General features: G+C 40.8%; 25 protein-coding genes and 1 pseudogene. 12 read left to right on the top strand and 14 right to left on the bottom strand.

The window, feature by feature from the left end; translation table 11 throughout:
- Nucleotides 1-27 precede the first annotated feature (27 nt).
- From bchL to ACE1AT_RS14505, 3 genes are all read left to right on the top strand, one after another.
- Nucleotides 28-894, top strand: coding sequence for a ferredoxin:protochlorophyllide reductase (ATP-dependent) iron-sulfur ATP-binding protein (bchL, locus tag ACE1AT_RS14515; RefSeq protein WP_374869444.1), 867 nt, complete (start codon nucleotides 28-30; stop codon nucleotides 892-894).
- A gap of 25 nt (nucleotides 895-919) precedes the next feature.
- Complete coding sequence (locus ACE1AT_RS14510; protein WP_374869442.1) at nucleotides 920-1726, top strand: DUF5331 domain-containing protein; 807 nt, start codon at nucleotides 920-922, stop codon at nucleotides 1724-1726.
- Between the two features lie 146 nt (nucleotides 1727-1872).
- Nucleotides 1873-3273: a ferredoxin:protochlorophyllide reductase (ATP-dependent) subunit N gene (locus ACE1AT_RS14505; protein ID WP_374869440.1), complete on the top strand. Its 1401-nt coding sequence runs from the start codon at nucleotides 1873-1875 to the stop codon at nucleotides 3271-3273.
- A 110-nt stretch (nucleotides 3274-3383) separates the two neighbouring features.
- Here the strand turns inward: ACE1AT_RS14505 and ACE1AT_RS14500 are convergent, their stop codons facing one another.
- Nucleotides 3384-4304, bottom strand: a complete 921-nt coding sequence (locus ACE1AT_RS14500; RefSeq protein ID WP_374869438.1) for a hypothetical protein — start codon at nucleotides 4302-4304, stop codon at nucleotides 3384-3386.
- A gap of 383 nt (nucleotides 4305-4687) precedes the next feature.
- On the opposite strand from ACE1AT_RS14500, the gene ACE1AT_RS14495 reads away from it, so the two are divergent.
- Nucleotides 4688-5302, top strand: a complete 615-nt coding sequence (locus ACE1AT_RS14495) for a hypothetical protein (protein WP_374869436.1) — start codon at nucleotides 4688-4690, stop codon at nucleotides 5300-5302.
- A gap of 310 nt (nucleotides 5303-5612) precedes the next feature.
- Here ACE1AT_RS14495 and ACE1AT_RS14490 read toward each other — a convergent pair whose 3' ends face one another.
- From ACE1AT_RS14490 to ACE1AT_RS14450, 9 genes and pseudogenes are all read right to left on the bottom strand, one after another.
- Nucleotides 5613-7148 (bottom strand): SagB/ThcOx family dehydrogenase, encoded by a 1536-nt coding sequence (locus ACE1AT_RS14490; protein ID WP_374869434.1) that lies wholly within the window; start codon nucleotides 7146-7148, stop codon nucleotides 5613-5615.
- A 278-nt stretch (nucleotides 7149-7426) separates the two neighbouring features.
- Nucleotides 7427-8470, bottom strand: a complete 1044-nt coding sequence (locus tag ACE1AT_RS14485; RefSeq protein WP_374869452.1) for a 1-acyl-sn-glycerol-3-phosphate acyltransferase — start codon at nucleotides 8468-8470, stop codon at nucleotides 7427-7429.
- Between the two features lie 280 nt (nucleotides 8471-8750).
- On the bottom strand, nucleotides 8751-9134 hold the full coding sequence (gene arsC, locus ACE1AT_RS14480; RefSeq protein ID WP_374869432.1) for an arsenate reductase, glutathione/glutaredoxin type: 384 nt from the start codon (nucleotides 9132-9134) through the stop codon (nucleotides 8751-8753).
- Between the two features lie 51 nt (nucleotides 9135-9185).
- The gene (gene arsH / locus ACE1AT_RS14475) at nucleotides 9186-9857 is read right to left on the bottom strand and encodes an arsenical resistance protein ArsH (protein WP_374869430.1); all 672 of its coding nucleotides are present in this window, start codon (nucleotides 9855-9857) and stop codon (nucleotides 9186-9188) included.
- A gap of 21 nt (nucleotides 9858-9878) precedes the next feature.
- Nucleotides 9879-10574, bottom strand: a complete 696-nt coding sequence (locus ACE1AT_RS14470) for an MIP/aquaporin family protein (protein ID WP_374869428.1) — start codon at nucleotides 10572-10574, stop codon at nucleotides 9879-9881.
- A gap of 35 nt (nucleotides 10575-10609) precedes the next feature.
- Nucleotides 10610-10720, bottom strand: a pseudogene (locus tag ACE1AT_RS14465) (ABC transporter substrate-binding protein); the annotation flags it as partial.
- A 255-nt stretch (nucleotides 10721-10975) separates the two neighbouring features.
- On the bottom strand, nucleotides 10976-11302 hold the full coding sequence (locus tag ACE1AT_RS14460) for an ArsR/SmtB family transcription factor (protein WP_374869426.1): 327 nt from the start codon (nucleotides 11300-11302) through the stop codon (nucleotides 10976-10978).
- A gap of 31 nt (nucleotides 11303-11333) precedes the next feature.
- Entirely contained in the window at nucleotides 11334-12545 is a 1212-nt protein-coding gene (locus tag ACE1AT_RS14455) for an aspartate aminotransferase (RefSeq protein WP_374869425.1), read from the bottom strand.
- 219 nt (nucleotides 12546-12764) lie between these two features.
- Nucleotides 12765-13952, bottom strand: a complete 1188-nt coding sequence (locus tag ACE1AT_RS14450; protein ID WP_374869423.1) for an iron-containing alcohol dehydrogenase family protein — start codon at nucleotides 13950-13952, stop codon at nucleotides 12765-12767.
- A 422-nt stretch (nucleotides 13953-14374) separates the two neighbouring features.
- Between ACE1AT_RS14450 and ACE1AT_RS14445 the strand changes: the two genes are divergently transcribed.
- The gene (locus ACE1AT_RS14445) at nucleotides 14375-14863 is read left to right on the top strand and encodes a peptidoglycan-binding protein (protein WP_374869421.1); all 489 of its coding nucleotides are present in this window, start codon (nucleotides 14375-14377) and stop codon (nucleotides 14861-14863) included.
- A 249-nt stretch (nucleotides 14864-15112) separates the two neighbouring features.
- On the opposite strand, the gene ACE1AT_RS14440 is transcribed toward ACE1AT_RS14445, so the two are convergent.
- On the bottom strand, nucleotides 15113-15643 hold the full coding sequence (locus ACE1AT_RS14440) for a Ycf51 family protein (protein WP_374869419.1): 531 nt from the start codon (nucleotides 15641-15643) through the stop codon (nucleotides 15113-15115).
- A gap of 255 nt (nucleotides 15644-15898) precedes the next feature.
- On the opposite strand from ACE1AT_RS14440, the gene ACE1AT_RS14435 reads away from it, so the two are divergent.
- Nucleotides 15899-17074 carry an aminotransferase class V-fold PLP-dependent enzyme gene (locus ACE1AT_RS14435; protein ID WP_374869450.1) on the top strand — a complete coding sequence of 392 codons (1176 nt, stop codon included), beginning with the start codon at nucleotides 15899-15901 and terminating at the stop codon, nucleotides 17072-17074.
- 124 nt (nucleotides 17075-17198) lie between these two features.
- The gene (locus ACE1AT_RS14430) at nucleotides 17199-18284 is read left to right on the top strand and encodes a glycosyl transferase (protein ID WP_374869416.1); all 1086 of its coding nucleotides are present in this window, start codon (nucleotides 17199-17201) and stop codon (nucleotides 18282-18284) included.
- A gap of 78 nt (nucleotides 18285-18362) precedes the next feature.
- Here ACE1AT_RS14430 and ACE1AT_RS14425 read toward each other — a convergent pair whose 3' ends face one another.
- The gene (locus ACE1AT_RS14425; protein WP_374869414.1) at nucleotides 18363-18503 is read right to left on the bottom strand and encodes a hypothetical protein; all 141 of its coding nucleotides are present in this window, start codon (nucleotides 18501-18503) and stop codon (nucleotides 18363-18365) included.
- Between the two features lie 375 nt (nucleotides 18504-18878).
- Here ACE1AT_RS14425 and ACE1AT_RS14420 point away from each other — a divergent pair, with 375 nt between their 5' ends.
- The 5 genes from ACE1AT_RS14420 to ACE1AT_RS14400 all read left to right on the top strand — a co-directional run bounded on the left by ACE1AT_RS14420 (nucleotide 18879) and on the right by ACE1AT_RS14400 (nucleotide 21708).
- Nucleotides 18879-19292: a secondary thiamine-phosphate synthase enzyme YjbQ gene (locus ACE1AT_RS14420; RefSeq protein WP_374869412.1), complete on the top strand. Its 414-nt coding sequence runs from the start codon at nucleotides 18879-18881 to the stop codon at nucleotides 19290-19292.
- A 150-nt stretch (nucleotides 19293-19442) separates the two neighbouring features.
- Nucleotides 19443-20246, top strand: coding sequence for a Nif3-like dinuclear metal center hexameric protein (locus ACE1AT_RS14415; protein WP_374869409.1), 804 nt, complete (start codon nucleotides 19443-19445; stop codon nucleotides 20244-20246).
- A gap of 404 nt (nucleotides 20247-20650) precedes the next feature.
- Nucleotides 20651-20866 (top strand): hypothetical protein, encoded by a 216-nt coding sequence (locus ACE1AT_RS14410; protein ID WP_374869407.1) that lies wholly within the window; start codon nucleotides 20651-20653, stop codon nucleotides 20864-20866.
- A gap of 490 nt (nucleotides 20867-21356) precedes the next feature.
- Complete coding sequence (locus ACE1AT_RS14405) at nucleotides 21357-21479, top strand: hypothetical protein (protein WP_374869405.1); 123 nt, start codon at nucleotides 21357-21359, stop codon at nucleotides 21477-21479.
- A complete protein-coding gene (locus ACE1AT_RS14400; RefSeq protein WP_374869404.1) occupies nucleotides 21448-21708 on the top strand; it encodes a DUF6679 family protein in 261 nt (86 codons plus the stop codon). Before ACE1AT_RS14405 ends, ACE1AT_RS14400 begins: the two co-directional genes overlap by 32 nt.
- 67 nt (nucleotides 21709-21775) lie before the next feature.
- Here the strand turns inward: ACE1AT_RS14400 and ACE1AT_RS14395 are convergent, their stop codons facing one another.
- Both ACE1AT_RS14395 and aroA read right to left on the bottom strand, forming a co-directional pair.
- Nucleotides 21776-23446 (bottom strand): MBL fold metallo-hydrolase, encoded by a 1671-nt coding sequence (locus ACE1AT_RS14395; protein WP_374869402.1) that lies wholly within the window; start codon nucleotides 23444-23446, stop codon nucleotides 21776-21778.
- A 708-nt stretch (nucleotides 23447-24154) separates the two neighbouring features.
- Complete coding sequence (gene aroA / locus ACE1AT_RS14390) at nucleotides 24155-25507, bottom strand: 3-phosphoshikimate 1-carboxyvinyltransferase (protein ID WP_374869400.1); 1353 nt, start codon at nucleotides 25505-25507, stop codon at nucleotides 24155-24157.
- Nucleotides 25508-26038 lie beyond the last annotated feature (531 nt).

Below are 26038 nucleotides of genomic sequence, written 5' to 3'. Positions count from 1 at the left end.
ATAAAAAAACCATAAGAGGCAAAAACAGTGAGATTAGCAGTTTACGGAAAAGGCGGTATCGGTAAATCTACAACTAGCTGTAATATTTCCGTCGCTTTAGCCAAACGCGGCAAGAAAGTCTTGCAAATTGGCTGCGACCCCAAACACGATAGCACCTTCACCCTGACAGGTTTCTTGATTCCAACGATTATTGATACTCTGCAAGAAAAGGATTTCCACTACGAAGATATTTGGCCGGAAGATGTGATCTACAAAGGCTATGGTGGTGTAGATTGCGTAGAAGCAGGTGGACCACCCGCAGGTGCTGGTTGTGGTGGTTACGTAGTTGGCGAAACCGTAAAATTACTGAAAGAACTCAACGCTTTTGATGAGTACGATGTCATTTTATTTGATGTTCTAGGTGACGTTGTTTGTGGTGGTTTTGCAGCACCTCTGAATTACGCAGACTACTGCATAATTGTGACTGACAACGGCTTTGATGCCTTGTTTGCTGCGAACCGGATTGCTGCTTCTGTCCGGGAAAAAGCTAGAACTCACCCACTGCGTTTAGCTGGATTGATTGGAAATCGCACATCAAAGCGTGACTTGATCGATAAATACGTAGAATCCGTACCAATGCCGGTTTTAGAAGTATTACCTTTGATTGAAGATATCCGTGTTTCCCGCGTCAAAGGCAAGACTTTGTTTGAAATGGCAGATGTAGAACCCTCTTTGAACTACGTTTGCGATTATTACTTAAACATCGCCGACCAACTTCTGTCACTACCCGAAGGTGTTGTACCTAAAGATGCCCAAGATAGGGAATTATTTTCTTTATTGTCTGATTTTTACTTAAATCCGAATAAACCACAGGTTCCTAATCCGGAAGAAGAATTAGACTTGATGATTGTATAAATCATTTTTTTCTCAGGATGGGAATATGGCCTTCTTCTATAGCTTTACAGATTCATTAAAGCAAAAATGGTTGCAATTTTTCCAAGTCAATCGCGACTGGATTAAATTGCACATGGAGGTAGAATCAGTCTACACGCCTGATGGCGGCAAGCGACCACCATCTTACCTAATCCTGGGAGTGGCTAACGCGCTAGAACCGAAGCTAGCACAGTTAATGCTACCTTTTTCTAAATTGAATCCTGATGCAGATACCTTGGTTGAGGTACTGGACTTAAATTTTGATCCTGATATTGCTCTTGGGAACCGCGTGACTCCCAAATCAGAGGAATCGTTAGAAGAGGATGAATCATTAGTTGTCATGGAAGCAACATCCCATGGTGAAACATTGACAACTCAAGCAACAGATGATTTTGTTGAAGATGCGATCGCTCCTGATTTGGAAATAACCCACGACCATGAAGAAACCCTCATGGTTCCCGATACAATGATACGGGATGAACTCAGAGCAATGGCAACGGAACATCTCAATAGCTCCAGTGATAATTTCCCGTCGCAAGATCACAATTCTGACAACGAATTCCAGCAAACATCTAACTTAGATGCAGCAGATGAATTTGGCGATATTTCCTTTGATGCAATGAAGGAAGCAGACAACACAATCTCCGCCACAGCTGTGCCTCAAGAAAACGAATTTGCTGATGTGTTGTCAGATGTTTGGAGTACTGAGGCTGGTTCCCTCAAGGGTGAATCAACTACAGATTTTTTCGGGGAAGAAATATCAAATAACAGTTTTGATGACTCGGATATCGCCCGTCTCTTCCCCAACACGTAAATACAGAGTTAGGAGTTTGTCATTTGTCCAGAGTCAATTGTTCAGAGTCAAGAGTTTTTACTAGTAACGATTGACCATTGACAATTGACCCTTGACTGTTGGCTCTTAACTCTTAACTTAAAAATTTAAGGGGAGAATATATCAAAATGACTGCTGCTCAACCAGAAGCTTTAAATTTTGAGTGTGAAACCGGTAATTACCATACCTTTTGTCCAATTAGCTGTGTTGCTTGGTTGTACCAAAAAATTGAAGATAGCTTCTTTTTGGTAATTGGTACAAAAACTTGTGGCTACTTCCTGCAAAATGCGATGGGGGTAATGATTTTTGCAGAACCCCGTTACGCAATGGCAGAGTTAGAAGAAGGTGATATTTCGGCACAACTGAATGATTATGAGGAATTAAAGCGCTTGTGCTTACAGATTAAGCGCGATCGCAACCCCAGTGTCATTGTCTGGATCGGCACTTGTACCACCGAAATCATTAAAATGGATTTAGAAGGCTTGGCTCCCAAGCTGGAAGGCGAAATTGGTATTCCGATTGTTGTAGCGCGTGCTAATGGCTTAGACTACGCCTTCACCCAAGGGGAAGATACGGTGTTAGCAGCAATGGCTACACGTTGTCCAGATAAAGTTTCTGTGGTAGAAGCAGAGAAAAACGAGCGTAACGCCATTCAAAAACTCCTCAACTTTGGTAAGAAAAAAGAAGAAGTTGCTGAAGAAGAGTCTGAATATGTCGATCACCCACCGCTAGTACTATTTGGTTCACTCCCCGATCCCGTAGTTACTCAGCTGACTCTAGAACTGAAAAAACAAGGTATTAAAGTTTCTGGTTGGCTACCCGCCAAGCGTTTTACAGAATTGCCTGTCATTGAAGAAGGGTATTATGTAGCTGGTGTCAACCCCTTCCTCAGTCGTACCGCGACAACTTTGATGCGACGTCGCAAATGCAAACTCATCGGCGCACCCTTCCCTATTGGCCCAGATGGAACCCGTGCTTGGATTGAGAAAATCTGCTCGGTGTTTGGTATTACCCCGCAAGGTTTAGAGGAACGAGAAGCCCAAATTTGGGAAGGTTTGGAAGAATATGTCAAACTAATTCGTGGTAAGTCTGTATTCTTCATGGGTGACAATTTGTTGGAAGTTTCCCTTGCACGGTTCTTGGTACGCTGCGGAATGATTGTGCATGAAATTGGTATCCCCTACATGGACAAGCGCTACCAAGCTGCGGAATTAGCCTTACTAGAGAAGACTTGCAAGGAAATGGGTGTACCTATACCCAAGATTGTTGAGAAACCAGACAATTACAACCAAGTCCAACGAATTTATGAGTTAAAGTCTGACTTGGTAATTACTGGTATGGCTCACGCCAACCCCCTAGAAGCACGGGGAATTAATACTAAATGGTCTGTGGAATTTACCTTTGCTCAAATTCACGGTTTTACTAACGCCCGTGACATCCTAGAGTTAGTTACTCGTCCACTCCGTCGTAATAATAGTCTCAAAGATTTGGGTTGGGATAAATTGGTGAAGGAAGAAGCCAAGGTTTAAATATTTCCAGCCTTGGCTCAGGATATCACTCTTTGTACTTTTTTGTCTGTACATAAACGAACGGGGCGATCGCGTTTTGTGATCGCTCTTTTTTTACCGTACATTTGACTTTAACGTCCAGTTACTTGGCCCTTGTAAGGATATAGCCATTCAAAAGTAATATCATCATTTACTGAAATTATCTGAAGGATAGCAAATTCTACTTGACCAGCACGTTGAATTTCCACAGCAAAACCCTCGCCTGGTGTAGGAACGAAAGCATCAAACTTAAATTCGCCTGATGCGATTTGAACAATATCTTCTACGCTAGATATTCTTCCCAAAGAGTACATTCTATCGTTAGGAACAAGCTCTATTCTGTTCCACCAGATATCTCGGTCAGATCCGCTTCCAGAAGTTACCTTCTGCGAGGAAAATATGAAACCTGTTCCAGGCTTCATAGTAACTGTTTTAGTCGTAGGAATTGGCGGCTTAGGCTCAGAGGTAGGAGGAATTGAAGACTCAGGACAATTTACCGGATAGCTGTCGCTCACCTTGGGAATGCGAAGCGCGTAGGTGTAAGGTGCCTTGTAAAGTTCTCCCCTCATTTTATAAGAGACAGTGGAGGCAAACTTCTGTTCTTCCCACCGGATGAGATAGACGACATGGGTTTTTGGTAGTGCTTTCATTTCAATCTTATCTAGACGAGAGCTTGCTATTTCATAGTATTCCTGGTGAGCAAGTTCAACTTGGCTTTCCAGCTTGAGTTTTACAACCTGTGGAATATCTACTTCTCCACCAGTACTTGTGGTTGCCTTAGTACCAACAGTCGCGCTCTTCTTAACACTCCTTTCGGTTCCCAAGAACTGGAATAGAGTTTCCGTACCACCACAATTGGGTAAAGGAAACTCTTCTGTCATAACATTAGTTTTAATGGCTTCTGCTTTTTCCACACGGATCTCATTGACATCCCTATCACATGCATTTAATGTCAAGGATAAGATGATTGCTGATGCTAAAATAGCAGCAAGTTTTATCGAGGTTCTGTTCATTGCATTTGATTCTCCTGTTTTCTCAGACTTCTGAGGCTGCCTAATTGCTTCACTAGATAGAAGACTACAACCTCACAGTCACACGCAGGAGATTGGAAAAATTTTTATACAAGCTTACAGGTCACAGAATGATTTGGTAGCTGAAAGCTGGAAATTGTATAACTTAAGCAGTAAGCAGCACCTCTAACTTCACAACTTCTGTTCTGTCTAAAAGAGTTTTTCATCTCGAACAGGAGCTTTACAGTTTTCTCTATGTAATCTTCATTGGCTTTTAGTCCAGTAGGGTGCGTCATGTTCCTAATGCATCCCAAAATTTATGATGGTGCGTTACGCTATCGCTAACTCACCCTACGAAATTTGCAGAAAATTACAGAGGCAAAAAGATGGCTTACAGCGATTTTAGTCTTGCTAAGGTAAAAAAGGATTTTGGCTTAACTCTTGATGAAACTCGTAATTTATTTGCTGATATAAAACCTGTTACACCATCTGATACATTAACAACTATTTTGAAAGATTATATTCCTTTGGCTACTTCAATTGCAACTGAAAAAGCTCGCTCCGAGTTTTTAATTGCACCTATTTTAGCGGAGATAAGACGGTTATTAAATAATCAAATATCGCTGTTTTCTGGTAATGAATTTAATGTTGATACCAGCAAAGGATTACAAGGCTTTTGCGATTATATTATCAGTGCTTCCCAGGAACAATTATTTATTTCTGCTCCGGTCATGTTTATTTTTGAAGCTAAGAAGGAAGATATTATTGGTGGTCTTGGTCAATGTGTGGCGGCGATGATTGCAGCACAGTTATTTAATCAAAATCAAGGGAATGAAGTGGAACGGATTTATGGGTCGGTTACAAGTGGAACTAATTGGAAGTTTTTGTTTATGGAAGGAAGCACTGTTTATATAGATTCGGTTGAATATTATATTAAAGAAGTTGATAAGATTTTAGGGATTTTAATGGAACCTTTTCAGCTTGTTTTGACTGCTGTTTAAAATAAGTGTGACGCTAGTTAAAAAATTTTTATTTTTATGCGATCGCACCCAAGGGGAGCATCCCAATTTTTCAATATACCGCGCTTGGGTTAAAACCCTTAGCTAATAGCACAAGTCGTCTTCATACGACTGCAATCAATCCTTTGTAGAGACCCTAAATTTAGGGTCTCTACAGACTGCGATTGAAATCGCAGGCAGGTTTTTTGAACATTTGGGATGATCCCTATTCGAGCAGTATTGCTTCCGGTGGTTATAAGCCAAAAATCTGAGATTCCTGTGAGTAAACTGTCTGAATAAGTTCAAAATTTGCTTACCTTGGACGCCCTAAAGTAGTAACATATAAAACTGCTTCATCCGGAGGAATACCCAAGACTTCATTTACTTGATCATCAAAGAAACCACCAATCCCACTAACGCCTAATCCGAGGTGAACAGCAGCCAAATTTAGTCTTTGTCCTAAATGCCCAGCATCCATATGTAAATAACGATAAACGCGATCGCCATATTGAGTAATTGCTGCTCTCAAGTCGGCTGTATGAAATAAGACTACTGCTGCATCCCGCCCTAAATCTTGTCCTAAACAAAGAAAATGTAACTCACGCCGGAAATTTTTAAAGCGGATTTGGCGTAATTCTTGGGCTTTTGGTGCGTAATAATAACAACCAGATTCTAATCCATTCACCCCAGAAACAGCGATGAATGTTTCGATTAAATTTAGATCAAAGTAGTCTGGGGAAATATCAAAACCCTGGTCGATATAATTATGAGGTTGGTAAGTAAAATCAAGTAAAGCTTTTAATTCATCAAATGTTAAATCTCCACCCGAATAAGCACGGGTAGAACGTCGCTTGAGAATCGTACCTTCTAAATCTATTAGCTTTTCACCCCAGTTAATAGGAACTGTGACAGTAGAAATTTTTTGACAAAAAGGAAAATTATATTTATCCTCTAAAGATTTTTCTTGTTTAATCTCAGGTAAATTGAGCTTTCCTGTAGTACCTGGTTGGATGTGGGTTGCTTTGTGGAAGTATGTCAGCAACTCGCCATCAGGAATATTAGGATAATTAGTTTCTGTAGCAGAAGGTAAAGCAGTTCGCCATGTTGGTAAGTTTTGCTGAATATCTAGCATATCTGCTAAAGGCAGAACTGCGATCGCTCCTTCTTGCAGAGAATCTACATAAAGTAACTCATTTACTGCCTCATCCACAAAGCCACCAATTAAGTGAGGACGATAGTCAGTAATCGCACTAGCTAACTCGATATTACCTAATAAATGTCCCGCATCTAAAAAAATACGACGGTATGCTCTATCTTCATAGCGCCATGCAGAGCGATAAAATACCGCAGTAATAATAATAGCCAGTTGGGTACTCTCTAAAGCAGGATGCCACAAACAAGCTTCTTGCAAAGCTGGCCAAACATCACTTTCCCAAAAATGCATCAAGGAATGATTCCGACACTGGTAGTTATAAAGTCCCGGAGGTAACACCGATGTACCACGGGAAATCAGATACACTTCTGCTGGGTATAATCCACCAGCACTAGGCGCAGCACGGAGATATACTGCGCTTCCCATAGAAGGGATTTTAGCAGTTATTCCATAGCTGCAAAACAAAAGCCGTGATAATCTTTGCCACCATCGCGCTTGTGGGTGATTAGCAAAAGTTTCCGGCTTATCTTGAATGTAGGGCTTAAGGTCAAAACTAGAACCTATTTTATACTCTTTAAATGGCACTGGCTGTTTTGCCCAGTCTAACCCCTTACTTCTAGAAGCAATAGTCTGAGGGTCATACTTAGTGCGTTCGTGGTAGTGTTGAGCAATAGAAGATTGGCGTAGTTCTGGCATAAGAATTTAAATATGCTTCTGCTACAATCTTGGCATTTCTGGGTACTATGATTTCGTCATAAATCCTACAATCCTATTACTAGTCTGTAAAATTTTTGCACGATTGGCATGAATAATACATGCTCTTGAAAGACCTAAAATTTTTATGTAAAAATTCAAACAAGTTTCTTTTCAATGTTTTAACTGAAATGTATGTATTAATCGAATCAAGTACATTGCTTATTGATTGATTGTATTATCATAATAAACACTTACACTGTTTTTATCAACACAGCTAGCTATTTTTTGATCAGTTTATTGATTTGATTTTGCATTTTTTCTCGTAATGCTTGCGCTCGTTGATAAATTACTACACGTTTATTATCTGAAAGATTTTGATCATTTTGTTGTAAGTTAATTATTTCTAAAGATTGAATAAAATAACGTAAATGACTTTTAGCTGCCCAAACACCCATCGATGGAAAAAGAATAAATACCAGGATTAAAGGGGATAAAGGTAAAAATGGTAATTTGAATAATTTCTGTAATTTATGTAGGTTAGTAGTCCAAGGATGTAGATTTTCATTGCCAATACAAATTACAGGTAAAACCGGAATTTGAAAACGTTGGCTTAACTGTATAAAACTAATATCAAATTTTTCTAATTGGTAACGTTTTTGCCAACCTTTTCTTGGGCCACGTAATCCTTCTGGTGCATATAAAATAATCGTATTATCTTGCAAAGCTGTAGTAAATTCATCTAACTCTGCTCTCACACCACCTAAAACTTTTGACCATCCAGGTGGCAACCACCAAACCATCCAAGCATGATCAAATAAACTGACACCAGCTAAAGTTCTGACTATCCAGTCTCGCTCTTGTCCTAATAAATAACATAAGGATAAAAAATCCCACGGAAAACACATTCCTGCATGATTCATGGCTAACAATAGTGGTTTTGTATTTGGTAAATTCTCAATTTGATACAATTCGCCATGAAAGTATTTTTCAACAATTGGAGCAAGAATTTCTTTACTAAAAACCTGTTGATAACTAGGAACAAATTCACTGATTTCCTGCCGTGGTATTCTACATCCCAAGCGCAACCACCGAATAAATATTGCTAAATAGAAACCGCAAGGAATTAAAAATAAGATGTATTCTAGCCAATTCCATCCATCAGGATCTGAATGATAATGCTGCCAGTGACGGTTGAATAATATTAGCCAGCCAGGAGGATACCATAAGCAAAACCAGTCAAACCAACTAAATTTATACCCCTCAGTAGTATAAGTATCTTCAATTGAAGAGTTAATTATATTTTCTTGATTTTGATTAATCACAGTTAAGTAAGTCGCCACAAATAAAGGTAACTAGTTATGGTCGTCATTTGTCATTGGTCATTGGTCATTGGTCATTGATAAGGGCTTTAGGCGTGTTTCTTTTTCGTAACATAGCTATGTTTATTCCCTCCAATTTCCCTCAAAAATCAAAGATATCATAAACTAATATATTAATTTATCAACTTTGTGATTTACATCTTGCTTGAGACATAAAACAAAAAGTTTGTAGTGAGCATTTTAGCTTTCACTACAAACTCAAAATAATTATTATTTTTTACTTTTAGCTAAGTTCTGCAATCAATTTTACGACTCGTTCTTTTACTTGGTCACGAACGCGGCGAAAGGTTTCGATTGATTCTCCTTCTGGATCTTCTAGTTGCCAATCTTCAAACACTTCTCTAATCACCCAATCCTCTGGTAAATTCACTCCACAGCCACACAAAGAAATCACAGCATCGTAATCTTCAGGATTAAAATCACTTAAAGGTTTGGAAGTTTGATTACTAATATCAATGCCAATTTCTGACATGACTTGTACTGTTATTGGGTCTACATGAGAACCTTCTAAACCTGAACTTGTGACAGCAACTTTTCCTTTTCCTAATGTACGAGTAAATCCTTCTGCCATTTGAGAACGACGAGAATTTTTTTTGCAAACAAACATTATTTTTTTCATGGTTTTTTGGTTGTGGATAAATTTACTAACAGAAAATTTTTATGAGCTTTGATGAGAAGTAATCTCCAACGCACTATTTGCTAATCGAATAGCTTCTTTAGCAGCTTTTTCCTTGCGTTCGCTGTAGCGGTCTGTGAGGTAATCTATTTTGTCACGTAGTAACATGGTGAACTTATAAAGTTCTTCCATGACATCTACGACGCGATCGCGATAAGCTGAATCTTTCATCGTGCCATCTTCGTTAAACTCTTGGTAAGCTTTAGCAACAGAAGACTGATTCGGAATTGTAAACATCCGCATCCAACGTCCGAGAATTCGCAGAGTATTGACAGCATTAAAAGATTGAGAACCACCACTGACTTGCATCACAGCCAAAGTTTTCCCTTGAGTGGGTCTGACTGCTCCTATACTCAAAGGAATCCAGTCAATTTGGTTTTTCATAATGCCACTAATATTGCCATGCAATTCTGGTGATGACCATACTTGACCTTCAGACCATTGGCTCAATTCTCGTAATTCTTGAACTTTCGGATGGGTATCAGGTACGCTATGATGAATTGGCAAATCACGAGGATCAAAAAACTTGACCTCCGCACCACAATCCTCAATAATGCGAGCAGCTTCTTCTGCTAATAAACGACTATAAGAACGCTCTCGCAAAGAGCCATATAAAAATAATATTCTTGGTGGATGATCGAAGGTTTCATGCATAGTTGCTAATACTAAAATCCCTTATTCTCTTAAATCTCGAAATCCATTGGAAAGCTGGCTATAGATCAACACTGCTAATTGCGCTCCCAAAATAGGTGCTAACCAATAAACCCAATGATGTTGCCAAATTCCTCCTACTAATGCTGGGCCTAATGAACGAGCTGGATTCATACTTGCACCAGTAATTGGCCCCATAAACATAGCTTCCAATCCTACAGTTAGACCAATTGCTAACCCAGCAAAACCAATCGGGGCGCGGCGATCTAATCCTGAACCAAAAATTACAAACATCAAAATGAAAGTGAGAAGTGTTTCTAAGACAAAAGATTGCAACCAATTATTATTTAGTGGTAAAGTCGCCCCCAAATTTCCCACTTTCCCTAAGCTAATTAGTAATGCAGATGAAGCTGCGATCGCTCCAATTGATTGTGCCAAAATATACGGTAAAACTTGCCGTCTAGGGAAAAAACCACTTGTCCAAAATGCTAGTGTTACCGCTGGGTTAAAATGTGCGCCGCTCAGATGACCAATGGAGTAAATTAAAGCAGCTACCACTGCACCAAATACAAAACTAATTCCTACATGAGTAACGACACCTTTACTTACTTCGTTCACCATTACTGCACCTGTACCCGCAAACACTAAAGTAAAAGTGCCAATTGCTTCTGCTAATACTTCTTGTCTAAATAAAAAAAATTCTTTTACCAATGACTTCATTGTCTACTGTACGTACTGGTTTGCGGATGATTTTCCTAAAACTTTGCTTGTTTTCTTAACAACTGTCCAATTGTCAAGTTCACCTCTGCTTCTCCTACAAAAACTGTTCCGACCTTACCTCTGGTAAAGTGAACTTCATCAAGGTGTTTACCTCGTGGTTTATGTAATAGTTACACTTTATATCATTTCAAAAAAAGTTGATTTATTAGTGATAACTAGAATACATTTTACAAAAATAAATCAAAAAAAATTGATGGATTGATTTTACCGACAATCACCCGTGAAATAAATTTCAAAGGTCTAAGCTTAGACCCATTTAAATGGCTTTAAACCTTAGCTTGTCGGTTTTGAATCGACTTTAACTTTAAGCGCTGAATTTTTCTTCGGGGATCAATTTTGACTCAAGATTCGTCTTCGCAACAACGTGCTGGTAATATTTGGTACAAACGTCGGTAATTTGCTAAGTACTCTTCTAAAACAGCAAATTGAGGGAAATTGAGACTGTAATAAATCCAACGTCCTTCCTGACGAGAGAGGACTAAATCTGCTTCCTTAAGAGTCTTGAGGTGAAACGATAGCTTTGATTGACTGACCCCCAAAGCATCACACAAATCACATACGCATAGTTCGCGATCTCGCAGCAATTCTAACACTTTAATCCGTAAAGGTTCGGATAAAGCGTGAAAGCCAGAAATAATTGTATTGGGGATAACAGAGGGGGTTTGCATTAATCACAAGCGAGTTATGGGTACACCTTCTCTATTTTGAACTAGAGACGACAGCCTCAGCTTGATAACGGATGTTAGCTTGCTGGAATCTTTGCAAGACTTCACCCAAGCGATCGCAATCCGCAATTAAACTAATTCGCACGTATCCCTCACCGCCACTGCCAAAGGCATTACCAGGAGTGACAACTACACCAGTTTGTTGCAGCACCCACAAAGCAAAGTCTGTGGAACTCATTCCCACAGAACAAGGAACCCACAAATACATTGTTGCCTTGGTTTTAGGGATACTCCAGCCTAATTGTGTCAAGCCTTGAATGAGAAAATCACGACGGGTACGGTAGCGAGTTTGGACTTCTTGCAGATAAGAATCTGGTAGTTGTAAAGCAGTTTCAGCTGCTGCTTGCAAGGCTGCAAAAATTCCGTAATCTAGGTTAGTTTTTAGTGTCCGCAAACCTTGAATGACGTGACGATTGCCAACCACAAATCCAACTCGCCAACCTGCCATATTATAAGTCTTAGACATCGTGTGAAACTCCACACCAATATCTTTTGCACCGGGAATTTCTAACAAGCTAGTTGGTTGATAGCCATCAAAAGCTAACTCGGCATAACACAAATCATGTACCAATAGAATTTCGTATTTTCTAGCAAAGGCAACGATTTCTTCAAAAAATTCGCGGGGTGCGGTGGCGGCGGTGGGGTTGCTGGGATAGTTAAAATATAGTATCTTTGCCTTTTCGGCAACAGCATCGGGAATTGCTGTCAAATCAATTAACCACTCATTTTCTGGTTTGAGAACCAAACTATGAACATTTCCTCCAGCAATTACCGGGCCACGAAAATGAACCGGATAGGAGGGTGAAGGTACTAAAACCACATCACCAGGATTGATGTATGCCAGTGCCAAGTGTGCTAATCCTTCCTTGGAACCCAGTAGTGGTAAAGCTTCACTGTCTGGATCTAAAACAACTCCATAACGACGTTCATACCAACTAGTTATGGCACGGCGGAAATTTGCAGTTCCTTCAAAGGGAGGATAGCCGTGATTACTAGGATTGTGCAAAGCTTTCACAGCAGCTTCTATAACTGGCTGCGGTGTTGCACCATCTGGGTTGCCCATACCCAAATCGATTAAATCCAGTCCTTGTTCCCGTGCCTTATTTTTGAGTTCATCCAAACGGGCAAATGGATATGCTGGTAATTTTTGTATACGTTCGGCTGGAGTAATCCAATGCAAGTTCATTGATATAGTAGTTCCCGATGCAGTTAATTTATTGGTTAGTCAATAGTCAATAGTCAATGGGCATTGGGCATGAATCAGTTATCAGTTATCAGTTATCAGTTATCAGTTATCAAATTAAACTGGTAACTGTTAACTGTTAACTGAGAAGTTGTCTCCCTTGTCCCCGTTACCCCTTATCCCCAGAGGGGGCCCCACCTTCCCCGATCCCCGATCCCCAATTCAGTGTTCAACTTGTTGATGAATTTCTTTTGTTGAGACACGATGAATAGAGTCTTTGTTCTCTACTGGTGAAGCAGTAGAAACCATCGCCGCCATTAATTGTTCTAATGTGACTTTAAACGGCAACCGATGAATGTCAGAATTGGGAGCGAGGGCAATTTCCGCAGCTTTTTGCAATTCGCCCAAAGTCACACAGTCCAATCCTAAATCACTGAAGGTTTGCGGTAGTCCAATTTCGCCATAAAACTTCAATAATTGTTGCCGTGCTGCGGCTGCTAGTTGATTGCCTTGGATCATTTCTTCTAAACGCAGTTGCACCAAGATTCCATAGGCGACTTTTTCACCATGAATACTGCCACTTTTGCAAATGTGCGTTAAACCGTTATGTACGGCATGGGCTGCGACAGTACGACATTGAGCGCCGCCAACACCACCAATTACCCCAGCTAATAAAACAGTGGCATCTACAACTTGCTGCCAAACTTCGGTTCCTGGTTGTTGCAGGGCAGTAGCGGACTTTTGGAAGAGAATATCCCGCAAGACTCGCGCTTGTTGCACCGCAGCAATAATTAAAGTTTGGTCTGAGTGTCCACTACTGACTGAAGCCTCATACCACTTGGCGATCGCATCTCCAATTCCCGCTACTAGAGTGCGTGGTGGTGCAGTTTGAATCAAATCATAATCAAGAATCAATAAATCAGGACAATGATCCAAGGCGACGTCATATAAAAAAGCCCCCTGATCAGAATACACGTTAGAGAGGGCAGTCCAAGCAGCGCAGGTAGCTGCTGAAGTCGGAATTGTTACCACTGGCAATTGCAATTGATGGGCGAGCAATTTTGCTGTATCCAGCGCTTTTCCGCCACCTATGCCAATAACGACATCAGCTTGATGTTCTTTTGCAGCTTTTCTTAAAGCTTTAAGACTTGCTTCGCTACAATCTGGAGTGTAGTAAGCAAAAGCAAATTGTAACTGCTGCTGTTCTAACAGTGGTTGCAGATGAGATTGAACAGCTTTTTGGGTGTGATTTCCTGCCACAATCAATGGACGAGTACCCAGACGAGTAATTTCATCAGATACTTGTGTCAAGATTTGAGAGCCACGGATCACTTTTGCCGGCGCTACCGTCAACGGCATTAATGAATTAAGAGTTTGAGTAGACAATTTTTCTGAAAAATGAATAGGCATAATAACTTATGAATTAACAGTAACATTTCCAGATATTTTGGAAAACTTCTCAATATAACCGACTATTCATAATTCGAGGTTTTTCATGACTGTGAGGGCAGATTTTACAACCTGTCCTTAATTCACATGTTTTTGTAGCAGTTTCATAGATAGATTAATATTTTAACTAAAAATTAATTAATTATGTATTAGAAAACACAAAAAAAATACACTTTTTTCATAAAGCAGGGGCTAGGAGCCAGACAAGAAATATGAGTTATATATAATACTCAGTAATCAGCCGAGAATTCCTTGATGCTACAAGTCCTCACTAATCCAAAATCTAAAATTGGATGACGTATTTGAAGTACCCCACTTGAGTGATGTTATTAAGTGCTTAAAAAATTACACTGTAATAAAGACCACTCCCAAGGAGTAGGAATATGGAATTGATAAGTGATAGCGGCGACAGGATACCAGGAACAACACAGTCTGAGTTAAACAAATCAGAGTTGAAATTAGGTTCTTATGGTGAAGCGGTTGTAGAGCTACAAAATCTATTAGTTAACTTGGGACTTTATACTGATAAAATTGATGGTATTTTTGCAAAAATGACACAAGAAAGTGTCAAAACATTTCAGCGCCAAGTTTTTCTGCAAGAAGATGGCATTGTTACAGAAGAGACTTGGCAAGCATTGTACAAAGGTAGACCCGTAAATTTGCCGGAATTGAAACAAGGCAGTCGGGGAGAATTAGTGATGAAGGTACAACGTGTTCTCAAATCTACACAAGATTACGTAGGATACGTTGACGGCGAGTTTGGACCAGTTACAGAGTCAGCCCTGCAAAGCTGGCAAATGCGTAATAACCTCCCTGATACCGGCATTATTGATGAAGTTACTTGGCGTACTTTAAGCCAAATTCCGCAATAGATATAGATATAGATATAGATATAGATATAGTCAATAGTCAATAGTCAATAGTCAATAGTCAATAGTCAATAGTCAATAGTCAATAGTCAATAGTCAATAGTCAATAGTCAATAGTCAATAGTCAATAGTCAATAGTCAAGTGTCATTAGTTTTTCTCCCATGTCCCCCGTGTCCCCCGTGTCCCCCGTGTCCCCCGTGTCCCCCGTGTCCCCCATGTCCCCCATGTCCCCCATGTCCCCCGTGTCTTCTTTATGATGAGGTGTTGTTGGATTTTGGTAGTTGGGCAAATTTATCTTGGTAAATGTCAATTGCCATTTGCGAATCTTCACGACTAGCAAGCGATCGCTTGACTTGACCCAAATAAAGTGGTGTGGAAACTCCTGGTTTGGGATGGACAATCGTACGGGCGCGAATAGTCAACTGGTTGTCACCAGGTTTACCCAAGCGACCATAGGAATATAAATCATTAGCTGCTTGGCGCAAAGTTGCTTCTAATTGAGTGGGAGTGATTTGAGGAGAAATAGCAATTACAGTTTGTGTTGAACCATTGTCGTAAACCAAATGATATCGTACTCCTCCCGGAATAACTGTATGTGTCAAAGGGGCTAAGGAGAGGGTAAATAAACCAGCCGTCAACACCAACATAAAACCTGTCGAACCCACTAGCCTAAAGCGCAGACCCCATTTGAAAATAAAACTCAAGGCTGTCAACGCAGCAAATACCAAGGTGGCAATACCTGACCATTGGGCGTATTGGATAAAATCAGCTTGTGAGAACATAATAATAACTGAACAGACTAAATGTATGACACCCAGAAATTCTACACAATTTCTGGGTGTTACGTTTGCGGGAGAGGGGGGAGCGGGGATTGGGGAAGGTGGGGCCCCCTCTGGGGATAAGGGGTAACGGGGATAAGGGAGCAGGGAGCGGGGACAAGGAGGACAAGGAGGACAAGGGAGAGACTAAACACCAATGACCAATGACCAATGACCAATGACCAATGACCAATGACCAATGACCAATGACCAATGACTATGAACAAATTGCATCTTTATCGACAGCAGTTTCCAGCTTTGGAGAATAAAACTTATTTTAACTACGGTGGTCAAGGCCCAATGCCGCAAGTAGTTATGGATGCGATTACTAAAGCTCAAGCTTATATACAGGAAATCGGGCCTTTTGGTACTGAGGTAGGTAGGTGGATTGATGAGGAAACCAAAGCAATTAAAGTCGCGATCGCCTCTGAGTTAAATGTACTTCCCGAAACGATCACAATTACGGAGGATGTGACTGTTGGTTGCAATATTGCTATGTGGGGTATCGACTGGAACTCAGGAGATCACCTGTTATTAACTGACTGCGAACACCCCGGTATTGTGGCTATAGCCGAAGAAATCGGGCGCAGATTTGCGGTTGAAATCACTACCTGTCCGTTGATGGCAACTTTAAACCAGGGTGATCCAGTCGCAGTCATTGACCAATACTTACGCCCAAATACCCGTTTGGTCGTTTTGAGTCATATATTGTGGAATACAGGCCAACTTTTGCCTCTTGACGAAATAGCAAAATTGTGCATTAAGAACCAGGCGAGACTTTTAGTAGACGCTGCTCAGTCTGTTGGTTCAATGCCATTGAACTTGACTGAACTAGAGGTAGATTTTTATGCTTTTACTGGTCACAAGTGGTTGTGTGGACCTGGTGGTGTGGGTGGTTTATACGTGCGACCAGAAATCAGAGATAGCTTAAAACCCACATTTATAGGCTGGCGTAGCATTATCACCAACACTCAAGGTAAGTTTGTAGATTGGCATCCAGACGGAAAACGTTATGAAGTAGCTACTTCTAATTATCCCCTTTACGCAGGCTTAAGAGAGGCGATCGCCATTCATCAACAATGGGGAACAGCAGAGGAACGCTATCAGCAAATTTGTCATCACAGCGAATATTTATGGCGACGCCTAGCAGCCTTACCTGACGTGATTCCCTTGCGAACTTCACCTCCTCAAAGTGGTTTAGTCTCATTTCAACTTAGCCAAAATACTCCCCAAGCCCATCGACAACTAGTAGAGTTTTTACAATCCAAAAAAATATTCACTCGCACAATTGCTGATCCGAGTTGTGTACGTGCTTGCGTCCACTACTTTACACTTGAGTTGGAAATTGACCGACTAATTGAGGGAATTCAGGAATGGTTAGTTGTTGATCAATAGTCATTTGTCATTCGTCATTCGTCATTTGTTATTTGTCCCTCTTATCTTGCTTCTCCCCGATCCCCGTTACCCCTTATCCCCAGAGGGGGCCCCACCTTCCCCGATCCCTGATTCCCAATCCCCTATGAAACGTCCAATCTTATACATAGCTATTACCAATCACGGTTTTGGTCATGCTACTCGCACCGCAGCAGTTGCAGGGACGATTCAAAAGTTATGTCCAGAAATCTTGCTAATTATTGTGTCCACTGCTCCACGCTGGTTGCTAGAGTCTTATATTAAAGGTGATTTTATTCATCGCCCCCGTGGATTTGATGTGGGTGTGGTGCAGAAAGATAGCTTGACAATGGATAAAGCAACGACATTAGAAAAGTTGCTAGAAATTAAAAAGAATCAAAATTCTATTGTTGCTTCAGAAGTCAACTTTATTCGTCAAAATCGTGTGCAGTTGATTCTGGCAGATATTCCCTTTTTGGCAACAAAATTTGCTAAGGCTGCTGGTATTCCCTGCTGGATGATGAGTAATTTTGGTTTTGATTTTATTTACCGGAGTTGGGGTGATAATTTTAGAGAGGTTGCTGACTGGATTAGTGATTGTTACAGCCAATGCGATCGCTTGTTTCGTCTCCCTTTTTATGAACCAATGGCAGCATTCAGTAATACTACGATCACTGATGTTGGCTTAACAGGTGGTTTTCCCTGTGACTCTGCTGAACAAATTCGAGCAACTTGGGGAATTACTGCACCGACACAAAAGACTATATTGCTCACTTTTGGTGGTTTAGGCTTGCAACAAATTCCTTACGGGAGTTTACAAAAATTTCCTGACTGGCAATTTATTACTTTTGATCGATCAGCCCCAGACTTACCTAATATCATCAAAATTCGTGATCATAAATATCGCCCTGTAGATTTTATGCCTATTTGTGGGCGAGTTGTTTCTAAGCCTGGTTTCAGTACTTTTGCTGAAGCTACTCGCTTGGATATACCGATTGTATCTGTTACCCGTGATGATTTTGCAGAAGCAGCTTTTCTATTAGAAGGAATTTCTAAGTACAATCAACATCAAATCCTCACCCCAGGAGAATTGTTTGATGGTAATTGGGATTTCTTGCTGCAACCACTCCAACAACCACTTTCCTCAGAACCTATTGCTAAGGATGGGAATGAAACTATCGCCCGTGAGGTTTTAGGTTTTATTGGTTGTTGATTGTTGGTCAATGGTCAATAATTAATTTCAATGCCCAATGCCCAAAGTTCAATTCACTATAGTATTAACAATATTTAACTAATTTCGCGTAATTCCCCACGGCTCTATAGCCTGGGGATGGATAGCGAGGCAATGACGAAACCATTTCCGAGCAATGCCGTAAGGCGAGGAAGCGAAATGTTTGAGGAATTGCCAAAATATTTCCGGAATGTAGTTCACAATCCTCTGCCCTGGAAGAGCGGAGGAGTTTAATCTTGTAGATGTCCCTGATGAATCTGTAGATACCGAAAGTGAATAAAAGCACTCACTATTGTTAATACTCAGTCTAACTATCAAGTAAGAACTGAACAACCGTAAATTCCACTAGTGAGTAGCAGTGTACACCACACACAACAAGTAATTACCGTATTTATTTACATTTTATACAAGTGTTTGCTTGTTTGAATTATGTGTTTTTGATTTCATTATTAATCATTCATAATTCACCATTCATAAATTTCAGTAGACCAATACTTCTTTGCTGCTACAAGCCCCCCTGATTTATCTATGGAGTAAGCTAAAATTCAAAATCTAAAATCTAAAATCTAAAATCGAATGACTCACTACCAAAAGCTGCTCAGAATTTCCACTACTGGTAAATCTTTGCATAACATTACTGCCAAAATTGAAGCAATAGTCGCAGAGTCAGGAGTTGAAACGGGACTTTGCACTTTATTTTTGCGTCACACTTCTGCTAGTTTGCTGATTCAAGAAAACGCTGATCCAGATGTACTCAGAGACTTGGCAAATTTTATGGCCAAAATTGTTCCAGAATCAGCCCATTATATTCACGATACTGAAGGACCGGATGATATGCCAGCACATATACGTACCGCCCTCACTCACACATCAGAAACCATCCCCATTAACAGAGGTCACTTAGTTTTGGGAACTTGGCAAGGAATTTACGTTTGGGAACATCGCCAGCATAATCATCATAGAGAATTGGTCGTTCATATCTCTGGGTAGTTGGGGATTGAGGGAACAAGGAGGACAAGGAGGACAAGGAGGACACGGGAGAATTATTTAACAAGTTTCTTCCCAATGACAAATGACTAATGACTAATGACCAATGACTAATGACTAATGACCAATAACCAATGACTAATAAACAAGAAAATGAAAATTGCTGATTTAATCGCTTGGTTTGAAGAATGGGCAAATCCAGTTTGGCAAGAAAGCTGGGATAATTGTGGTTGGCAGATTGAACCGGGTATTTTAAAGGAACAAGCAAGGGTTCTGGTTTGTCTGACGCCGACTTTGGCGGTAATGGAGGAAGCGATCGCCTATCAAAAAGCTGGTATCCCTGTAAATCTAATTTTTGCCCACCATCCCCTCATTTTTAGTCCGCCTAAGTCTCTATGTAGTGGAAACCCGATTGCGGAAATGGCGCGGTTAGCTTTTAGTCACAATATTGGAATTTACACCGCTCACACTAATTTTGATCAAGTTCAAGATGGTACTGCTGATGTTTTGGCTCAAATTTTGGAACTTCTGCAAGTTTCTCCTATAGTACCCACGCAAGCGGGTTTGGGATACGGACGTGTAGGTGTTCTCGAACCTGCTTTAGTGTTGCAGGATTTACTGACGACAATTCAGGATCGACTACATCCTCCCTCTTTGATTTTCTCTCCCACAGCAGATTTACAGCAAAAAATTGACAGAGTAGCGGTTTTGGGAGGTTCGGGAGCGAGTTTTATTTCGGCGGTAGTCAAAACTGGCGCTCAAGTGTATCTAACTTCTGATTGTAAGTTTCATCAGTTTCAAGAAAGTCGCGATCGCGGTCTAGTTTTAGTTGATGCTGGTCATTATGCAACTGAACGTCCTGCTTGCGATCGCCTGGTGCATAAGTTCCGTGCCTTAAATCTGGATTGGGTGCAGCTAAGTCAACAAGATGAGGATTTCCGTTTATTTATGTGCTAGCAATGTTTTTTGGTCATTAACTATATTTGACACTCCTTAGCCGTCAAGCGAAGGACGGGGCTTTAAACCCAATTTTTCGGTAAAGATTTTCAGAAAAACTCATTTAATTACGTGGTATCACATATTTTATTGTATTATTAATCAAAGTATTTAATTTTGGGATTTCTTGCTTTATAGGCGTAGGAATAATTGCAACTAAGACATAAAATTAATATTGTATTGAGAATATACTTACATCTTCAAAGTATAAAAAATTAAAAAATTAAATGCTTGAATAATACTGTGATTTTAATCACTTTAAATCTAAACTCCAATCACTCTTACTTGCTGATCTCTATCAACTCAACAAAGATGAATATATTCCACAGTAGAAGAAATAATCGCCATATTATGACCTAATCACAATGATCCGCGCCCTTATTGAATCTGCCTTTCAAACAGGATATCTGAGTGTTGAATCCGAGGGTCTTCTTCATCAAATGCTGGCGACGAAAAGCTATAACCCAGAAGATTTAGCTGACCTCTCAACATTACTAGATGCTGTTCATGCAGGTCGAATTAAGCGAGAGGCTTCTTCAAATTTGGTCATGGAATGTCCTAAATACAATAAAAGAAATTAAAAAACTCAGCATTGAGTAACGATTGACTAAGAAGACGCATAACTTTTTCAGCATTATGTTGTTTAAAAGCATGAAGGTTACTAGAGAATAAGCTAAGATCAATTACGTAGGGGTAAAAGTAAAGCCGAGTCCCTAGACTTCCCAGCAATACCAATGAATACAAGTAGGCAACTTCAACAACCGCAACCTAAGCTTGTTTTTGAGTATCTTTTATTACATAATGGTACTAAGGAATTACCAGCAAATACTATCAACCTGTTCAGGTTAACTCCTGAATTATGTGACTTCTATGAAGTTAACATTCCCTGAATGGCCTTAATAGGTGAGGGTAAGTTGGTTAATTAAATACAAGCCAACTTTAATTAGCGATCCAAAATTCCCATTGGTTGATAACCATAAACAAATCTTGAGTTTGGATCAGATAGAGGATTTTTGAGGGTTAATTTTATCAACCCAGAAAGATTGCTATCAATTGGGGAATAAAACCCACATGTTAACAGATTTAACTAGAAAAAAGGCAGAAGCAGTAGATGCTACACCGCAAGATTTATCAACTGTGTTGCGATGGACGGGAGGTCTGTGTGTTCTTGCGGGACCAGCAACGCTGGATTGAACGCGCCCGCATCATCGATATAGAGGGAGATTTAGTGACCCTACGCTATGAGACAGAAGAGGAAGATGAAGTTTGCTCTTGGGAGGAGATGATTCGCCTCGAAAGTATTGGTGCCATCAACCAAAAATTAGCTTCCGTGCCACGTGGCAATGTTGAACCTCTCTTAACTGAAGACTGTCCAGAGGTAGAACGTATTCGCAATCGGTACACAGATTCTAATCCAGACTAAGTAGTTATTGGTCATTGGTCATTGGTCATTTGCTTTTGACAAAGGACAAATGACTAATAACTAAGGACTATTGACTATCATTTGGACGCTCAAAAGCCGGACAGTAACCATCAAGGGTGACTTTGAAATTATACAAAGGGGACGCGGGATTCCAGCACCGTTGTCCCCTTTGATGTCGGCAAGTTCCGCAGCAGTCTACATCAGACCACACATAGCGATCGCTACTTTGATTGAGAAGTTCTCGTTGCGATAATCCGCGCAATACCAGTTCTTCTCCTTGCCAACGGGCTTCGATTAAACCTGTATCAGCAAATTGTTGCCAACGAGGATCGGCTGTAATCGCATCAGGAAGAGCAATTGTGACAACCGTCTCTAACTCCGTCAGTTCGCCTTCATAATTTGTTTCCGGCGCTGCTGGTTGCAAAAATGTTTCACCTATCAGTAATTCTACGACTGTGCCTATTGCCGGAGAATGTACATGATAGCGATTTTGCAGCTCCTCCAAGCTAGTCAAATCTGCCAAGTAGGTAGGAGTTGCATGAAAAAAGATCACATGCTGTGGTCGCAAATTATGAATTAATTGAGTTGTACCAGGGCCATCACTATGCTGGGCAAGTAGATAGTTTTCAATAGTGACTATCCCTGGAAAATGCTCATGATTAGTATTTATGTCAGTTTTTTCTGGTAAGAGGATGAGCCAGGGCCCTGTATCGGGTTGCATATAATGACTCAGATCAGTTGTAGAGTCAGTGATGATAATACAGGGATACTTACCGACAGTTGCACGTTGTTGTGGCTGCAAACGCCGAACACGCGGACGTATCCGTTCATCCCAAAATAACGGTTGATGACGGGCAAAATTCTGTACTGAGGGCGGAAAGTGAGGCAATAATTCTAAATAAGCATCGCAGCCAGTAGCAACAGCACCGTTAACCCAAATATCAAGGTCACGACCTGTAAAATGATGATGGCTACGTAAAAGCATTAATAGTTCTTGACCCAATCCTAAAGCAGGTGTGGGCATGAGTACAGAATAACGGTCAGCGATCGCGCGATTAATTCTTTCTGCAAGTTGATTTTCTTGGTTGCGACGGTGAGGGTGGCGAGAAGTACCATAAGTCCCTTCAATGATTAGCACATCTAACTCTAAACCCCGCAATTCTTCTAAGCGCAAACCCTCAACTAAGCGTGAGTTAGATAAGAAAAAGTCACCAGTATACAGTAATTTATAAGTACGCTGTGGGGTAATATAGGTAAATAAAATTGCTACAGCCCCTGGTAAATGACCAGCAGCGAATAGTTCCACCACCAGACCATCTTTAAGTTCCAGTGGCGATCGCAAAGGTAAAGCCTGACAAAATTGTGACAGTTGTTGACCTTCTTGATCAACCCAATTTAACGGTAGTAACTTACTAGTGACTTCGCTAGCGTAGATTGGTAACAGAGGAAAAGCCTGATGTAGCGTCAGCAAGCCTCTAGCATGATCTGGGTGAGCATGACTGACAAAAACAAAGTCAGCTGGTAGAGGCGAACTACCCCGACGTGCTGGCTTTGTCACCCCTTTAAGTATTGGTGAAATATCTGCTAAACCGCAGTCCAGTAAAAAGCGGTGTGGTCCCATCCGCACCAACAGACACACACCTTCTTCGGTATGGTTAACACCATAGGGTGTACATTCCAGTTCACCGGCTGTTTCCCCTGGATCAATACGAGAGGATGCTGACAGGCGATCGCTCATGCTTTCCTCCCCGTTGAACTCATTTTGATGAATATTTCCGACAAACCAAGAACTGTTACAACGATATTTATCACTTTATCTAGGGGCTAATTTCCTAACTTGCGCCCCTACGCCCTTGGAAAGCGGATTTGCTATTGGGGAGGAAGTCTTCACAGAACCTATTTAACAGTTATCAGTTATCAGTTTTATGATCTGGGTTAAATCTACCACTAAAGTGTGGAGTGGAGAGCTTTGGTGGTACTTATTAAGTTCCGCACCATAGCCTGATAACTGTTTACTGATTTCACAAAATTTGAGTCATCAAGAGTTCTGATCAGACAGATTAGGGGCCGATTCATTTGACTGTGTTTCTATCAATGTGCAGAGCCATTGCCATGGTAGTTGTCAGAATCGTAGAAACCGTTTTTAGTGCCAAAGAACAAGCATGATACAGTAAAAAGTGCTGTCAGTGCGATTAATATTACCTTTACATCCATTTTGCTTGTTGTCCTCTACTAAAATACTCTCTTCTATTATGTAAGTGATTTCGCAAGCGAAGTTAATTACAGGACAATCTCTACCATTTTTATGGTAATTATACAATGAGTCAATTTACTACAATCAGTAAAATTGTAGAATTTTTCTTGCAGGCTGTCTATCTATTTGGGATCGGGGATCAGGGATCAGGGAAGGTGGGGTCCCCAATCCCCGATCCCCAATCCCCAATGACTATTGACTAATAACACTTTGTAGTGTGGGAATAAAATTTGGATAAGATATACTTGCTGCTTCTGCACGGTGGATGGTAGTTGTACCAGTGGCAACTAAAGCAGCGATCGCTAAACTCATGGCTATCCGATGATCTGTATAGCTATCTAAGTCTGTAGCCACTAGGGGAGTACCGCCTGTGATTTCCATGCCATCAGGTAGTTCGGTAACTTTTGCTCCCATTTGATTTAGTTGCTGCGCCATCACAGCAATGCGATCGCTTTCTTTCACCCGTAATTCGGCAGCATCTTTAATTACAGTTGTACCTTCGGCAAATACTGCGGCTACTGCCAAAATTGGAATTTCATCAATCAGTCTAGGTATAATTTCCCCTGCGATCGTACAACTTTGTAGGCGACTGGAACGCACCCGCAAATCCGCGACTGGTTCACCAGCAACTTCCCGTTCATTTAATAATTGAATGTCTGCTCCCATCATGGCTAAAGCTTCTAAAATGCCTGTACGGGTGGGATTAACGCCGACATTCTCAATCACTAAATCTGAATTTGGTACGATCGCCCCAGCTATTAACCAAAAGGCGGCGGAACTGATATCACCAGGGACAATTACTGTTTGTCCGACGAGTTGAGCAGGGCCGGTAATCGTGACACTATTAGTTTCTGGGTCAATATCTAATTTTGCTCCAAACGCCCTCAGCATTCGTTCACTATGATCACGGGAAAGGGCTGGTTCTGTGACGGTGGTTTGTCCTTCTGTCAACAGACCTGCTAGCAAAATACAGGATTTGACTTGAGCAGAAGCAATGGGAGAATAATAGTGAATAGGTTTGAGAGCCTGTCCAGAAATTGCCAAGGGTGCTAAAGAATTTCCTTGACGTCCCCAAATTTGCGCCCCCATTTGTTGGAGTGGTTTCACTACACGAGACATAGGACGCGATCGCAAAGAACTATCACCTGTAACAGTAAAAAAGCGTCCTGGATGGGATGCTAATAATCCCAACATTAATCGCATTGTCGTACCCGAATTACCAGCATTCAACACATCTGCTGGTTCTTGCAAATTTCCCAAACCAATACCTGTAACTGTTACTAATTCACTATTCAACTCGGAAATTTCAGCCCCCATCGCTTGGAAACAGCTAGCGGTGCTACAAGGATCTTCACCCAAAAGTAACCCTTGGATTTGGGTTTGACCTTGAGCGATCGCACCCAACATCAAAGCACGATGAGAAATAGATTTATCTCCTGGAATCTGAATCCGGCCTTGTAAAGATAATCCAGAAGCAGGCGGCTGAATGACTAAGTTTTGCGAAACGTTTTCTTTAGTTTCTACGGTTATAACAGAAGGTGACATTAGGATAAACTGGCTTGTGATTATATAGGAAGTCGATCAATAGCAAAAGCCTGATAATTGCGGCTGGTACTATTGGCTGATTTAAGCGATCGCTAGTAGTTCACCAAATGACTTTTGCCTAGTTTGTAGTCAGGACTTTAGTCCTCATATGAGCGATAAATCGCTCACTACGAACCCCGCAAACTAAGTTTGGCATAATTCCTCGCTAGTATCCTATCGCTTTCTGTTGTATGAAAATTACTTAAAACAGTTATTAGTTATCAATTTCATCACTGAGTATAAATGCCCAAAAATATGCCTGATAACTGCGGCTAGTACTGTTCACTGTTCACTGATTTAATGTTCGCTCGTTACTATTTGTCACTAATCCGACAAAACAGTAATACTTTATTTGACACTCTGCGCTCTGAAGAGACGCAGATTCTCGCATCAGATTCAGCAACAGCCGAATCCAAATGGGCATTGTCAAGATGCCTCTAGACGCTCAGACCTGCTACCGATGCGATACAGGCGTTGCGCTTACTTATTCAC

Source organism: Pelatocladus sp. BLCC-F211 (genome assembly GCF_041928655.1).
Classification (GTDB): Bacteria; Cyanobacteriota; Cyanobacteriia; order Cyanobacteriales; family Nostocaceae; genus Pelatocladus.
Note: the sequence above shows the minus strand (reverse complement) of the source record. Positions and strands in the feature narration are given on the sequence as shown.